This is a genomic window from Micromonospora fluostatini (genome assembly GCF_050410825.1).
In the GTDB taxonomy this organism is placed as follows: Bacteria; Actinomycetota; Actinomycetes; order Mycobacteriales; family Micromonosporaceae; genus Micromonospora; species Micromonospora rosaria.
Genome location: NZ_CP191251.1, coordinates 2,991,065 through 3,005,720 on the forward strand (window position 1 = coordinate 2,991,065; position 14,656 = coordinate 3,005,720).

A 14,656-nucleotide genomic window follows, 5' to 3' on the forward strand; every position below is an offset into this window, starting at 1 on the left:
CGTCCCCACAACCATCCGCGCTCCTGACGCTGGCCTCCGCATTGCTGCTGGTACGCCGCCAGGGACCCGAACCCCGAACCCGTCGGTGAAGAGTCCGCAGCACCATCTGGCCATGGCGGGGGTTCACCCCCGCGTGGTCGGCGGGGTCGTCCGGATCAACCACCAGCCCAGAGCGCCGTACCAGAGCATCACCGGGAGGTGGAGGCCGTAGCCGAGCTGCTCCAGCGACGCCGACGGGCCGTCGGTCCCGGTCGTCCACGGCAGCAGGACCGCGGCGAGGCCGGAGACCGCGGCGACCACGCCGGCGCGACGCAGCGCGGTGGGCAGCGGTACGCCGAGGGCGGTGGTCACGGTCGCGGCGACCCAGAGCAGCCCGGCCAGGTTGACCATCCACTTGGCGGTGAGGATGACCGCCCCGGCCACCGTGGCGGCCGTCGGGTCGGCGGGGTCGGCGGCCAGCTGGGTCAGCGCCAGGTTCCCGGCGTCGTGCAGCAGGCCCGCCAGGCCGGCGCAGGCCAGCAGCCCACCGGCCAGCGTCACCACCGGCGACCTATGCTCGGAAGGGCGGGCGGCGAGCACGAGCCCGGCCGCGAGCAGGGCGAGCCAGCCGACGACGTCGAGGCCCAGCCCGATCAGGTGCCACGCGACCCGGGTGTGCACGGCCGTCAGCACGGCGGCGGGGTCGGCCGGGTTCAGGGTCAGCCCCATCGGTACCACGAGGGCCACGCCCGCGAGCATGGCCACCAGCGAACTCAACAGCAGCGTGCCCGTCAGCCGGGCCGGGAAGCGGGAGTCAGCGGCATTCATGGCGGCAGGCTAGAACCCTGACGCAGGGGAAAGGTCAAGACAGGAGGACGGCCTCGTGTGGCGGATCGGGGAGCTGGCGCGGATGGCCGGGGTGACCGAACGCACCCTGCGCCACTACGACAAGATCGGGCTCCTCGCGCCGGCCATGGTGGACCGCGCCACCGGCTACCGGTGGTACGGGGTGTCCGAACTGGCCCGGCTGGAACGCATCCGGGGACTCCAGCACCTCGGCCTGTCCCTGCGTCAGATCACCGACGTCGTGGACGCCCCCGACACGCACCTCCGGCAGGCCCTGGCCGACACCGTGGCCGAGCTTCGGCGCGACATCGCGGCCAAGACCGCCGCCGTGGCGGCGGCCGAGGACCGGCTCGCCGCACCGACGTCCGTCCTGCCCCAGATGGCCACGGTCGGTGCGCGCCGCCTGCACGTCCGGCACCTGCGCATCGCCCATCCGTCGGCGCTGGCCGCCCTGTGCCCGCCACCGCCGACGACCCTGCTCACCTGGCTCGACGGGCGACCCACCGGGGACTTCGTCGCGGCCGTCACCGCCGACGGCGGAGGCGACCGACTCGATCTGCCCGCCCGTACGGTGGTGCGAACGGTCGTCCCACCGGCGACGGGGGTGGTCCGGGCCGGCCTCGACCTGTTCCACTGGCTGCACCGCCGTGGCCTGACCGTCGCCGGGCCCACCCTGGAGGAACACCTGGTCGACGCCGACCACACCGTCGCGACCATCCTGGAGATACCCGTACGGCCCGCGTCACCCGCGACCCGCCACGACACCGACCGGACTCGCCCACGCTGAACCGCCCTGGCGCTACGACCAGCAGGCGCACCGCCTGTCGCTGCACAGGGTGTCCCCACCGTGCGGGAGAGGCCGCGACGGTGACCGCAGCGTCGCGACCACCGGTCCCTCGGCCGAGGGCGTCAGCGGTGCGGTGTGCGCGCCACCTGCCGTCGACGGCGGTCCACGAGCACCGTGAGCAGCGACAGCGCCACCACGGCGACCAGGGCCACGATCCCGGTCGCCGGACCGAGGTCATGGCTGAGGGGCGTGTAGAGGAAGACCACCATCCAGAGCGCGGCGGACAGCAGCAGCCGGGTCACGCCGGCCATGAACAGGCGATTCCGGGCCTCGCCCCGCCGCGTGGCGCGCCACCCGCGCGCCACCTGCCAGAGCGCGTACACGCTCAGGGCGACGTTCGCTGCCACGACAACGGCGAACAGAGGGTCGTCAGCCACGTCAGCTCCCACGCCGGCCGGAAGGTCCGCCCACGGGCGCCACTGTACCGACGATCACCGCCGTCGGGTGCCCGGCACCGCCGCACGACAGGCGGATCGCCGACGGTACCGGCCGGCCCGGTCGGGCCCGCCCACCGCGCCGGTGGCCCCGGCTCAACTGGCCTGACGGCTTTCCGACCTCGGCCCGGGACGCTCATCGACGTCCCCGGTGGCCCGGGACGTCGCCTCGTCGGTCGCGAGTTCCAGCAGGTAGCCCCGGCCCCAGGCGGTCCGGATGACCAGTCCGAGCGGCAGCAGCCGGCGCCGCAGCCGCATGATGTGCAGATCGAGCAGGTTCCTCGTGGGCCGGACCACCCGGTCGGAGAGCCGTTGGGTCAACTCCTCCCGGTAGACCACGTCGCCGAACTGCTCGATCAGCATCTCCATCAACACGGCCTGGGCACTGGAGATCGTGATCGACGCGGCGCCCATGGAGAGCTTCCCGGCCGAGTCGAGAACGGGTAGGCGTCGACTGACGAGCCGGTTCTTCAACGTGATGACGCGGGCGTTGAGGTCGACCCGGGAGATGGGCGCACGCACCCAGTCCTCGATCGGGTCGTCGCAGATCGGCGGCTCAGCTCCCGCCTCGACCACCAGCAGTCGCGGGACGCCGTCGCGCCTCGCCTGGTTCCGCAGGTCGCTCTGCGCCGGCCAACGGACGAACATCACGCCACTGGGTGCCATCACAGCGCACCACCCTCCCGGTCGCCGGGCTGTCCGCGTACGACGGCATCCCACACGTCCACCAGCGTGTCCTTGGGGTGGTGCCCGGTCTCCGCGTTGCTCATCTCGTCCCTTCGCCGGGGGTCCGGCCGTCCCGTCGCCGGAGGTCCGCCGGAGCGGGCCGGGCCGATCCGCGCCCGCGTGGCGATGTCTGGATGATTCGGCGCGGGCCCGGTCGGGAGCATCCGTGATCAGCGCCGTTACGCCAGCCGGCGGGCCCGTAACCACGGCCATCGCGGATGTCGGGTCCACCACCGGCCGACAGGCTGGGCGGCGATGAGTGCCGACGGACGTATCCTGACCGGCCGCTGGATGCGGGTCATCCGGGCCAGCCCCGCGCCACGCCTGCGCCTGCTCTGCTTCGCCCACGCCGGCGGCAGCGCGAGCTTCTTCCGCACCTGGGCGCCCGCCGTGCCCGGGGACGTGGAGCTGGTCGCCGTCCGGTACCCCGGCCGGGAGGACCGCATCCTGGAGCCGCCGGCCACCACGATGCCGCAGCTGGCGGCACCGATCGCGGAGGTCGTCGCGGAGCTGCGCGGCGTACCCCTGGTGCTCTTCGGCCACAGCATGGGTGCCCTGGTCGCCTACGAGGTCGCCCGCCGGCTGCCTGCCCGGCACCTGACGGGCCTGTTCGTCTCGGGCCGGGCGGCACCCGGCGCGGGTGGGTCGGAGGGGCTGGCGACGGCCGACGACGACGCGCTGGTCGACTCCCTGACCGAGCTGGGCCACACCCCGGCGGAGTTCCTGACCCGGCCGGAGCTGCGGGACCTCGTCCTGCCCGCCTACCGGGCCGACTGCGGCATCGTCGAGGGGTACGACCGGGAGTGGGCCGAACGGGCCGCCGAGGCGCTGCCGATCCCCCTGACGGTCTACCACGGCGTCGACGACCGCGACGTCGACGACCGGGACGCCGCCGGCTGGGCGTCGGTGACCCGCTCCGACTTCGGCGTACGGGCCTTTCCGGGCGGACACTTCTACCTGGTCGAGCACGCCGACACGCTGGTGTCGGACCTGCTCTCGCGGGCCGCCGGACCGCTGCCGGGGCGGGCGGCCGGCACGGGCCGGACGGCATAACTGTGGTCATCCCCGATGTCCGCACGACGCCACCGGCCCGACCCTGGGGTGGCACCGCATCCCGACCGAGGAGTGAGCGTGAATCCCTTCGACGATCCTGACGGCGAGTTCCTGGTCCTGGTCAACGACGAGGGACAGCACTCGCTCTGGCCGTCCTTCTGCGACGTGCCGCAGGGCTGGCACGTCGCGCACGACCGGGACACCCGGGCCGCGTGCCTGGAGTACGTGGAGCGGAACTGGACCGACCTGCGGCCCAAGAGCCTGATCGAGGCGATGGGCGGGTGACCGGCACGGCGTGACCCGCCCCGGCACGGGTCGGCGACGGGAGGGCGGCGGGGATCGGACGCGCCGGGCGGTACCGCCCGGCGCGGCGACCCGGGCGACCGGGACGGCTACCGAGGAAGGCGGTGCGATGGGCCGGACACGGCACCGGGGCTGGCTGCGCCCCGTGACCCACGCCGTGGCCCCGTCCCTGCGCGTGGTCTGCTTCCCGCACTCCGGCGGGTCGGCCACGTCGTTCGCCGGATGGGCCGCGCTGATGCCCCCCGACGTCGAACTCGTGGCGGTGCAGTACCCGGGACGCGGCGATCGGTTCGTCGAGCCGCTGGTGGACGACGTCCCGGCGATGGCCGGTCACGCCGCCGCGGAGCTGCTGCGCCTGCCGGACCGCGACCAGATCCTGTTCGGGCACAGCCTGGGCGCGGTGGTGGCCTACGAGACGGCCCTGGTGCTGCGGGACACCGGCGCGGAGCCGCGTGCGCTCTGTGCCTCCGCGTGCCTGCCCCCGGGCCGGATGAAGGACCCGACGATCCACCTGGCACCCGACGACCGCTTCTGGGAGACCCTGTGCGGGCTGGGTGGCATCGAGCCGGGGATCGCCGGCAACGTCGAGCTGCGTGAGCTGCTGCTGCCGGCGCTGCGCTCGGACCTGCGGGCGCACGCGACCTACCGACCACGGCCCGGTGCCCGGCCGCTGTCGTGTCCGGTCACCTGCTACCACGGTGCCGGCGACCCGCTCGTGGAGGAGGCCGGGCTGGCGGACTGGGCCGCCGTCACCTCGGGTGGGTTCACGCTCCGGGTACGACCCGGCGGGCACTTCCACCTGGCCAGCGACGCCGGTGGGCTGATCTCGGACGTCCTGCGCCAGCGGTCCCGGCCGACGGGGTGAGCGCCGGGTGATCCGAAGCACCGACCGCGAAAGGGATACCTGGATGGGGCAGAGCCCTGTGACGTCCGCGCAGGAGGCCATGTGGCTGGCGCAGGAGTTCGCACCGGAGCGGCCGAACAACGTGGTCTCGTTGTGGGACGTCGACGGTGAGCTCGACGTGCCGCTGCTCACGGCGACGGTCACCACGGTGGTCGGCGAGGCCGGTGCCCTGGCGGTGAACTTCCGCCGCGACGACGACCGGCTGTGGCTGGTCCCCCGCGACCTGCGGACCTGGAGACCGTTCCACGTCGACGTGAGCGGCGCGGACGACCCGGCCGCCGCCGCGCGCGGGTTCGTGGCCGACCTGGCGGCCCGGCCGTTCGACCTCGGCACGGACGCGCTCCTGCGCGTCGGGTCGGTCCGCCTCGGGCCCACCCGGCACCTCCTGGTCCTGGCCTTCCACCACATCCTCACCGACGCGTTCGGGGTGCTCGACCTGCTGTCCCAGCGGATCGCGCAGGTCTACCGGGCCCGACGGGACCGCACCCCCGTCCCCGGCGACGTCGCGTGGTCCCCGGCCGACGCGGGTGAGGCAGACCGCCGGTACTCGTCCTCGCAGCGGTTCGCCGACGCCGAACGCTTCTGGCAGGGCTACCTCGCCGGGGAACCGACCGCGGCGCAGCTACCCACCGGCGTCCGGCCGGCGGCCGGCGCCCCGCAGGTGGAGGCCGGGGACTGGGACGCCCTCACCCGCCCGCTGGGCATGACGACCCGCACCACGACCGTCCCGGCCGCCGAGGTGGCCGCCTGGCGACGCGCCGCGCAGGCGTCGGGCACGACCGTCGAGGACCTGCTCGCCGCGGCGGCCACGGCCTACCTGCGGCACCTGTGCGACGTGACCAGACCGCTGCACACCATCACGGTCAACCACCGCACCGGTCCGCTGCGCCGGTCGCTCGGCCTGTTCTCCAACCGGGTGCCGCTCCAGGTCCAGGTCGCCCCCCGCACCAGCCTCGTGGACCTGGCCGGGGCCCTGCGCCGGGAACGCCTGGCCGTGCTCCGGCACGCCCGGCACGAGACCGCGCTGATCAGACGAGCCACCGGGCGGGCCGCCGACGCGCGCAGCCCGTTCGGCGCCATCGTCAACATCATCCCGTTCGTCGAGGCGCTCGACCTGGCGGGCAGCGTGGCACGCTTCGCCGGCGGCACCTTCGGCCTCGCCGACGAGATCATGATCAGCTTCTACCCCGACGGCACCCCCGCCAGCGACCTCCACGTGCGTTTCGACGCGCCGAGCACGCTGTACGACGAGCCGGACGTCGCCGGTCTGGTCAGCAGGTTCGTGACCTTCCTCCGCGCCACGATGGCCGACCCGGCGGCCCCCGTCGGCGACGGCGGCGCGCTCGACGCCGACGAACGGCAGGCGCTGCTGGCCCGGTGCGCGGGCCCGGCCGTCACCCGGCCGGACGTGACCCTGACCGACCTGCTGGAGCGGCAGGCCCGCGCCACCCCCGACGCGACCGCCGTGCGCTTCGGCAGCGACAACCTCACCTACCGGGACCTGGCCGACCGGTCCGGCCGGCTCGCCCGCCTGCTGACCGAGGCCGGCGCGGGACCGGAGCGGTTCGTCGCGGTGGCCATCCCCCGGTCGCTGGAGCTGGTCGTGGCGCTGGTCGCGGTGCTCAAGGCGGGCGCGGCCTACGTGCCCGTCGATCCGGACTACCCCGCCACCCGGGTACGGTTCATGCTCGCCGACGCGCGGCCCGTCCTGCTGCTCGGCGTCACGGAGACCGTCGCGGCGCTCGGCGCGACCGGCACCCCCGTGATCGCGGTGGACGAGGCACCGCTGGCCGACGGGCCGACGACGGTCACCCCCCACTCCACCGCGAACCCGGCGTACATGATCTACACGTCGGGATCGACGGGACAACCCAAGGGCACGGTCGTCTCCCACGCCGCGATCGTCAACCGGCTGCTGTGGATGCAGGACCGACACCCGCTGGACCCCACCGACCGGGTGCTGCAGAAGACGTCGACCTCCTTCGACGTGTCGGTCTGGGAGATCTTCTGGCCCCTGATCACCGGCGCCACCCTGGTGCTCGCCCGCCCGGACGGCCACCGCGACCCCGCCTACCTCGCCGAGGTGATCCACCGGCACGCGATCACGGTGCTCCACTTCGTCCCGTCGATGCTCGCCGAGTTCGCCACCCCCGACGCCGCCGCCTCCTGCACCAGCCTGCGCCGCGTCGTCTGCAGCGGCGAGGCGCTCCCCGCCGACCTCGCCGCCCGCTTCCACCGGCTCTTCGCCGTGCCGCTGCACAACCTGTACGGGCCGACCGAGGCCGCGGTGGAGGTCGCCTCCTGGCAGTACCGGCCGGACGCCACCACGGTCGCGATCGGCACCCCCATCGACAACCTCACCCTGCTCGTGCTGGACAGCGACCTGCGGCTCGTCCCCCACGGGGTACGCGGCGAGCTGTACATCGCGGGCGCCGGCCTCGCCAGGGCGTACCACGCCCGTCCGGGCCTCACCGCGCAACGCTTCGTCGCCAACCCGTTCGGGCCGCCCGGACAGCGCATGTACCGCACCGGTGACCTGGCCCGCTGGAACACCGACGGGGACCTGGAGTTCCACGGACGCGTGGACCACCAGGTGAAGATCCGCGGCTTCCGGGTCGAGCCCGCCGAGGTGGAGGCGGCGTTGGCCGCCCACCCCGGGATCTCGACGGCCGCCGTCCTCGCCCGGGCCGGCCGCGGCGCCGACGGCGCGGCCCAGCTGGTCGCCTACGTCGTGCCGGCGATCTCCCGCAGCGTCGGGCACGCCGACACGACCTGGGACCTGCACGCCGGTCTGGACCTCGCCGAGGTGCGGGGCTTCCTCGCGGCCCGGCTACCGGCGCATCTCGTCCCCGCCGCCGTCGTCGTCCTGGACCGGATGCCGCTGGGCACCAGCGGCAAACTCGACCGCAACGCCCTGCCGGAGCCGGAGTTCGTCTCGCGCACCTACCGGCCACCCCGGACGGCGCAGGAACGCCTCCTGGCCGACGCGTTCGCCCAAGTGCTCGGGCTGAGCCAGGTCGGGCTGGACGACGACTTCTTCACCCTCGGCGGGGACAGCATCCGCGCGATCCAGGTGGTGGCCCGCGCCCGCGCCGACGGCCTGACGTTCAGCCCGCGCACCGTGTTCGAGTGCCGTACCGTCGCCGCGCTGGCCGACGCCGCGACCCGCGACACCGCCGCGCCGACGCTCGCCGAACTCGACGGCGGCGGCGTCGGTCTGCTGCCGCTGCCGCCGATGGCCCGGCTGATCGCCGACCGCGGTCCCGGCCTGGACCGGCTGGCCCAGTGGCTGGTCCTGGAACTGCCGGCCGGGCTGGACCTCGACGGCCTGGTCACGACGATCGGCGCGGTCCTCGACCGGCACGACGTGCTGCGCTCCCGGCTGGTCGACGACGGCCTCCTCGTGCACCCGCCCCGGACGGTGCCGGCGGCCGGCCTGATCCGGCGGGTGTCCTGTCCCGGCGGGTGGACCGGACCGGCCTGGCCGGCCCTGCTGCGCGCCGAGGCGGCCGCCACGGTGCGGGACATCGACGCCCGGGCGGGACGGATGCTCCGGCTGGTGTGGTTCGAGCCACGGACCGGCGCACCGGGCCGCCTCCTGGTGGCGGCGCACCACCTCGTGGTCGACGGGATGAGCTGGCGGGTGCTGCTGCTCGACCTGGCCCACGCCTGGCAGCAGGTCCGGGTGGGCGCGGCACCGGTGCTGCCCGCCGTCGGCACCTCCCTGCGGCGCTGGCTGCGGGCGCTGTCCGACGAGGCGGCGCGGCCGGAACGCGCCGCGGAACTACCGCTGTGGCGCAACCTGCTCACCGGAGCGGCCCACCCGATCGGAACCCGACCGCTGGACCCGGCGGTGGACGTCACCGCGCACACCGACACCGTCCGGATGTCGCTGCCCGCCGACCTCACCCGGGCGGTGCTGACGTCGGTACCCCGGGCGTACCGCAGCGGCGTCGACGACGTGCTGCTCACCGCCCTGGTCGTGGCGGTGGCCCACCACCGGCGCGGCAGCACCGACGCCCCCATGGTGGTACGGCTGGAGGGACACGGGCGGCACGAGGATCTCGTGCCCGGCGCCGACCTCTCCCGTACCGTCGGCTGGTTCACCAGCCTGCACCCCGTCAGGTTCGACCTCTCCGGCATCGACGTCGACGAGGCGGTCGCCGGCGGACCCGCCGCCGGGGAGGCGCTCACGCGCGTCAAGGAGCAACGACGCCGGCTGCCCGCCGACGGCAACGGCTACACCCTGCTGCGCTACCTCAACGACGACACCGCGGCGGAGCTGCGCCGCTACCCGGCGGACGACATCGGCTTCAACTTCCTCGGCCACTTCGCCGCCGACGCCCCCCGGGCGGGTGACCACGCCGGCTGGACCCCCGCCCCGGAGTGCGACGCGCTGGTGGCGGCACCCGACCCGGCGATGCCCGCGCTCAGCGCGTTGGAGGTCAACGCCCTGGTGACCGGCGTCGGCGACGACGCGCTGCTCACCGCCCTGTTCACCTTCGCCACCGGGGTCCTCACCGCCGACGAGGTCCGCGACCTGGCCGGCACCTGGTCCACCGCCCTGCGCGGCCTGCGGACGCTGGTGGCCACCGGCGGGACCGGGCTCACCCCGTCCGACGTGCCGCTGGTGCGGGTCACCCAGGCCGACCTGGACACCTGGCGGCAGCGGTTCGGTCCGCTGGGCGACGTGTGGCCGCTCACCCCGCTGCAGGCGGGCCTGCTGTTCCACACGATGCTCGGCGACCCGGCCGCCGGCGCGTACCAGACCCAGTTCGTGTTCCGGCTCACCGGCCCGGTGGACCCGACCCGCCTGCGCGCCGCAGGCCAGGCCCTGCTCGACCGGCACCCGAACCTGCGGGTGGCCTTCCCGTCGGCCACCGACGGTGAGCCCGTACAGGTCGTCGTGGACGACGTCACCCTGACCTGGAACCACCTGGACCTCACGGGCCACCCCGCAGCCGAGGAACAACTCGAGGAGATCCTCACCGCCGAGCGCACCACCCCCTTCGACGTCGACCGGCCACCGCTGCTGCGGCTCACCCTCGTCACGATCCGACCGGACCGGGCCGAACTCGTGCTCACCGCCCACCACGTGCTGTTCGACGGCTGGTCGGTACCGCTGATCGGGCGGGAGCTCATGCGGTCGTACGCGGCGCCCGGCCGCGACCTGACCGCGTCCCCGGCCGCCGGCTACCACGACTTCCTGCGCTGGTTGTCGCGGCAGGACCCGGTGCGGTCGGCGGACGCCTGGCGGGACGAACTGGCCGGGGTGACCGAGCCGACCCTGCTCGCGCCGGGCCCCCGCCGGCACCGCGCCGGCAGCGGCGCGGTGACCGCCGCGCTGTCCAGCGAGGACGCCGTCCTGCTCGCCCGCCGCGCCGCCGCGCTCGGCGTCACCGTCAACACCCTCGTCCAGGGCGCGTGGGCGATCGTGCTCGCCGGACTGACCGGACGCGACGACGTGGTCTTCGGCGCGACCGTGGCGGGACGGCCGGCCGACCTGGCGGGCGTCGACGACGCCATCGGCATGTTCATCAACACCGTGCCGGTCCGGGTGCGGTGCGCACCCGCCGACGACCTGCCGCACCTGCTGCGACGCCTGCAGGACACCCAGGCCGCGCTGGGCGAACACCACCACCTCGGACTGGCCGACATCCAACGCCCGACCGGACTCGGCACGCTGTTCGACACCCTCATGGTGTTCGAGTCGTTCCCCGTCGACCGGGCCGGCGGCGCGGCCTCGGAGCTGACCGTGACCGGTATCCGACCGCACGCCCCGACCCACTACCCGCTGACCGTCATCGCCGCCGCCGACCCGCTGCTCCGAGTGACCCTGCAGTACCAGCACGACGCCCTCGACCGGCGCGAGGCGGCCGCCGTCGCCGACCGGCTGACCCGGGTGCTGCGGCAGATCGCGGCGCGACCACGCACCACCGTCGGCGCGATCGACATCCTGACCGACGACGAGCGCGACCGGGTCCTGCACCGCTGGAACGACACCGCGGCCGAGGTACCCCACGCCACCGTCGCCGACCTGATCGCCGCGCGGGCCACGGCGACACCGGACGCGGTCGCCGTCGAACACGACGGGCACACCCTGACCTACCACCACCTCGACGAACGGGCCAACCGGCTGGCGCACTGGCTCATCGGGCGCGGCGTCGCCCCCGAGTCCCGGGTCGTGGTGCTGCTGCCCCGGTCGACCGACCTGGTGGCGGCGCTGCTGGCGGTGGGGAAGGCCGGCGCCGCCTACGTCCCGGTGGACCCCGGGTACCCGGCCGCCCGGATCCGCGCCGTGATCGAGGACAGCCGGCCGGTGCTGGTGCTGGATCCACCGACACTGGCCGAGGCCGACCTGTCCACCCACCCCGGCCACCCGCCCCGGGTGCCGGTCACCACCCGGCACGCCGCCTACACGATCTACACGTCCGGCTCGACCGGCCGCCCGAAGGGGGTGGTCGTCGAGCACGGCGCACTGGTCAACTCGCTGGCCGGGATGCAGCGCCTGCTCGCCCTGACCACGGCGGACCGGCTCCTGGCGGTCGCCACCGTCGCCTTCGACATCGCCGCGCTCGAACTCTTCCTCCCCCTGCTCGCCGGAGCCCGGGTGGTGCTGGCCGACCGGGACGACATCGTCGACACCCCGGCCCTGCTCGACCTCGCCGAACGGACAGGGATCACCGTCATGCAGGCCACCCCCGCGCTCTGGCGGGTGCTCGCCGCCCACGCCCCGGACCGGATGGGCGGGCTCCGCGTGGTCAGCACCGGCGAGGCCCTGCCCGCCACCGTGGCGGAGGCGCTGCGCACGCACACCGCCCAGGTCACCAACGCCTACGGCCCCACCGAGACCTTCTACACCACCGCCACGCACCTCGGTCCCGGGAACGCCGGCACACCACCGTCCGTCGGCCGTCCGCTGGTCAACTACCAGATCCTGATCCTGGACCGGACGCTGCGCCCCGTACCGCCCGGGGTGACCGGTGAACTCTGGATCGCCGGGCAGGGCCTCGCCCGCGGCTACGCACAGCAACCGGCGCTGACCGCCGAACGGTTCGTCGCCAACCCCTTCGGCGGCCCCGGTGCGCGGATGTACCGCAGCGGCGACCTCGCCCGCTGGACCGCCACCGGTGAGGTCGAGTACCTGGGCCGCACCGACCACCAGATCAAGCTGCGCGGCTTCCGCATCGAACCGGCCGAGATCGAGCGGACGCTGACCCGGCACGCCGCCGTCCGCCACGCCACCGTCATCGCCCGCGAGGACCGGCCGGGCGAGCCGCAGCTCGTGGCCTACCTGGTACCCGAACCCGGGGCGGCGCCGCCGACCACCCGGCAGGTACGGGCACACGTCGCCGAACTGCTGCCCGCGTACATGGTCCCGGCCGCGGTCGTCGTGCTGCCGGAGCTGCCCCTGACCCCGAACGGGAAGCTGGACCGCGCGGCCCTGCCGAGCCCGACGCCCGGCGGCGACGGGTACCGCGCCCCGACCACCGCGCAGGAGGCGACGTTGTGCCGACTCTTCGGCGCGGTGCTCGGCGTCGACCGGGTCGGCGTCGACGACGACTTCTTCGCCCTCGGTGGGCACTCGCTGTCCGCCACCCGACTGATCGCGCGGGCACGGGCGGAACTGGGGGTGGAGATCCCCATCCGGACCCTGTTCCGCTCCCCCACCGTCGCCGACCTCGCCCGTCGCCTGGGCGAGATGTCCATCCCCGCCCGGAAGCCGCTGCGCAGAATGGTCGACCAGTGACGGCCGCCCCCGGCCCGGACCGGATCGCCACGGGCGGCGTGTTGGCCGACCCGGACCTCGCCCGCGACGGCGACCCCGAGACGCTCTGGGCCCGGCTGCGCGCACAGGGCCCGGTCCACCGGGTGGAGCGCGACCGCGACTGGTTCTGGGCGGTCGTCACCCACGCGGAGATCCTGCGCGTGCTCCGCGACCACACCCGGTTCACCTCCGAACGCGGGATGCGCCTCGACGACAACCCCGAGGCCACCGCCACCGCCGCCGGGAAGATGCTGATCGTCAGCGACCCACCCCGGCACGGTGAGATCCGGCGGGTGGTGAACTCCGCGTTCACCCCGCGAGTCGTCGCCCGGCTGGAGCACACCATGCGCGCGACCGCCGCCCGGATCGTCGACGAGGCGCTGCGCGACGGGGGCTGCGACCTCGTCCGGGTCGCCGCCCGACTACCCGCCTCGGTCATCTGCGACATGCTGGGCGTACCCGCCGAGGACTGGGACTTCATGGTCGAGCGGACGACCGTGGCCTTCGGCCCCACCGGTGGCCGCGCGGAGACCCTCACGGTGGCCGAGGCCCACGCCGAGATCCTGCTCTACTTCGAGGAGCTGCTGACCCGGCGCCGGCGCGAACCCCGCGAGGACCTGATCAGCACCCTGATCGCGGCGCGGATCCGCGACGTGCCGCTCACCGACGAGGAGATCCTGCTCAACTGCGACGGGCTGCTCTCCGGCGGCAACGAGACCACCCGGCACGCCACCGCCGGCGGGCTGCTCGCCCTGGCCGCCGCACCCGAACAGTGGTCGAGGCTGCGACGCGACCCGGCCCTGCTCGGCCCGGCGGTGCAGGAGGTGCTCCGGTTCACCAGCCCGGCCACGCACGTGGTACGGACGGCGGTGGTACCGGCCCGGGTGGGCGGACACCTGGTCCGGCCGGGCGAACGCGTCGCCGCGTGGCTGGCGTCGGGAAACCGGGACGAGGCCGTCTTCACCGATGCCGCAACCTTCGACGTCACACGCACGCCGAACCCGCACCTCGCCTTCGCCGCCGGCACGCACTACTGCCTGGGTGCCGCGCTCGCCACGACGGAACTCACCGCGATGATCGGCGAGGTGCTGAGCCGGGTGGAGCGCGTCGAGCCGGCGGGCCCGGTCGTCCGCACCCGCTCGAACCTCGTCCGTGGCTACGACTCGGTCCCGGTCACCCTCGTCCCCCGGAAGGACCGCCCGTGACACCGAACTGGTCCACCGTCCCGCTCACGGCGGTGCACGACTGGCACCGCACCACGGTCATCCCCCTGCTGGCCGTGCCGGACAGTGCCGCGCTGAGCCGCCTGCACACCGCCGCGCTGCACGGCGACCCCGGCACCGAGCAGGACTGGGTCGCGGCGCTCGAACCCTGGCTGACCGAGGTCTACCGGCGCGCGTACGCCGCCGCCGAGGCCCGCGCCACCAGCTACGCGACGGCCTACGACTACCTCACCTCCCGAGGTGCCCCCGCAGCGGAGGCGGCCGCCCAGGCCGGCCAGTACGCCGAGCACTACGTCGCCGCCCACGCCGAGTCGTTCGCGGGGGTCAACGCCCGGGTGAACGCGGTCGCGGTCGCCGCCGCGTACGCCGCAGGCGACGCCGACGCCCACGCGGCCAGCCACCCCTACGCCCGCGCGAACGCCTACCTGCGTGCCGCCGGAGCGGAGGCCGGCCCGCGCCTCGCGGACGGACTGACCCGGAGCCTGACCCGGGCGGCGTGACCCGCCCGCACGGTCTCCGGCGGACCGGCCGCCGCCCTCCTCGTCGGGGGCGGCCGGCCGGCCCGCTCGGCGG

The 14,656-nt window shown here is 74.7% G+C and carries 10 protein-coding genes; 7 read left to right on the forward strand and 3 right to left on the reverse strand.

Features of this window, described 5'->3' with window-relative positions:
• Positions 1-123 precede the first annotated feature (123 nt).
• Complete coding sequence (locus ACQUFX_RS12675; protein ID WP_428966222.1) at positions 124-807, reverse strand: hypothetical protein; 684 nt, start codon at positions 805-807, stop codon at positions 124-126.
• Between the two features lie 55 nt (positions 808-862).
• On the opposite strand from ACQUFX_RS12675, the gene ACQUFX_RS12680 reads away from it, so the two are divergent.
• A complete protein-coding gene (locus ACQUFX_RS12680; RefSeq protein ID WP_428966223.1) occupies positions 863-1,612 on the forward strand; it encodes a MerR family transcriptional regulator in 750 nt (249 codons plus the stop codon).
• A gap of 122 nt (positions 1,613-1,734) precedes the next feature.
• On the opposite strand, the gene ACQUFX_RS12685 is transcribed toward ACQUFX_RS12680, so the two are convergent.
• Entirely contained in the window at positions 1,735-2,049 is a 315-nt protein-coding gene (locus tag ACQUFX_RS12685; RefSeq protein ID WP_428966224.1) for a hypothetical protein, read from the reverse strand.
• Positions 2,050-2,202: 153 nt separating this feature from the next.
• Positions 2,203-2,772 (reverse strand): winged helix-turn-helix domain-containing protein, encoded by a 570-nt coding sequence (locus ACQUFX_RS12690; RefSeq protein ID WP_428966938.1) that lies wholly within the window; start codon positions 2,770-2,772, stop codon positions 2,203-2,205.
• A 315-nt stretch (positions 2,773-3,087) separates the two neighbouring features.
• Between ACQUFX_RS12690 and ACQUFX_RS12695 the strand changes: the two genes are divergently transcribed.
• From ACQUFX_RS12695 to ACQUFX_RS12720, 6 genes are all read left to right on the forward strand, one after another.
• On the forward strand, positions 3,088-3,885 hold the full coding sequence (locus tag ACQUFX_RS12695; RefSeq protein WP_428966225.1) for a thioesterase II family protein: 798 nt from the start codon (positions 3,088-3,090) through the stop codon (positions 3,883-3,885).
• 72 nt (positions 3,886-3,957) lie between these two features.
• On the forward strand, positions 3,958-4,170 hold the full coding sequence (locus tag ACQUFX_RS12700) for an MbtH family protein (RefSeq protein ID WP_428966226.1): 213 nt from the start codon (positions 3,958-3,960) through the stop codon (positions 4,168-4,170).
• A gap of 127 nt (positions 4,171-4,297) precedes the next feature.
• Positions 4,298-5,053 (forward strand): thioesterase II family protein, encoded by a 756-nt coding sequence (locus ACQUFX_RS12705; protein WP_428966227.1) that lies wholly within the window; start codon positions 4,298-4,300, stop codon positions 5,051-5,053.
• A 43-nt stretch (positions 5,054-5,096) separates the two neighbouring features.
• The gene (locus tag ACQUFX_RS12710; RefSeq protein WP_428966228.1) at positions 5,097-12,842 is read left to right on the forward strand and encodes an amino acid adenylation domain-containing protein; all 7,746 of its coding nucleotides are present in this window, start codon (positions 5,097-5,099) and stop codon (positions 12,840-12,842) included.
• On the forward strand, positions 12,839-14,065 hold the full coding sequence (locus ACQUFX_RS12715; RefSeq protein ID WP_428966229.1) for a cytochrome P450: 1,227 nt from the start codon (positions 12,839-12,841) through the stop codon (positions 14,063-14,065). Before ACQUFX_RS12710 ends, ACQUFX_RS12715 begins: the two co-directional genes overlap by 4 nt.
• The gene (locus ACQUFX_RS12720; RefSeq protein WP_428966230.1) at positions 14,062-14,583 is read left to right on the forward strand and encodes a hypothetical protein; all 522 of its coding nucleotides are present in this window, start codon (positions 14,062-14,064) and stop codon (positions 14,581-14,583) included. The genes ACQUFX_RS12715 and ACQUFX_RS12720 overlap by 4 nt, the downstream gene beginning before the upstream one ends.
• Positions 14,584-14,656 lie beyond the last annotated feature (73 nt).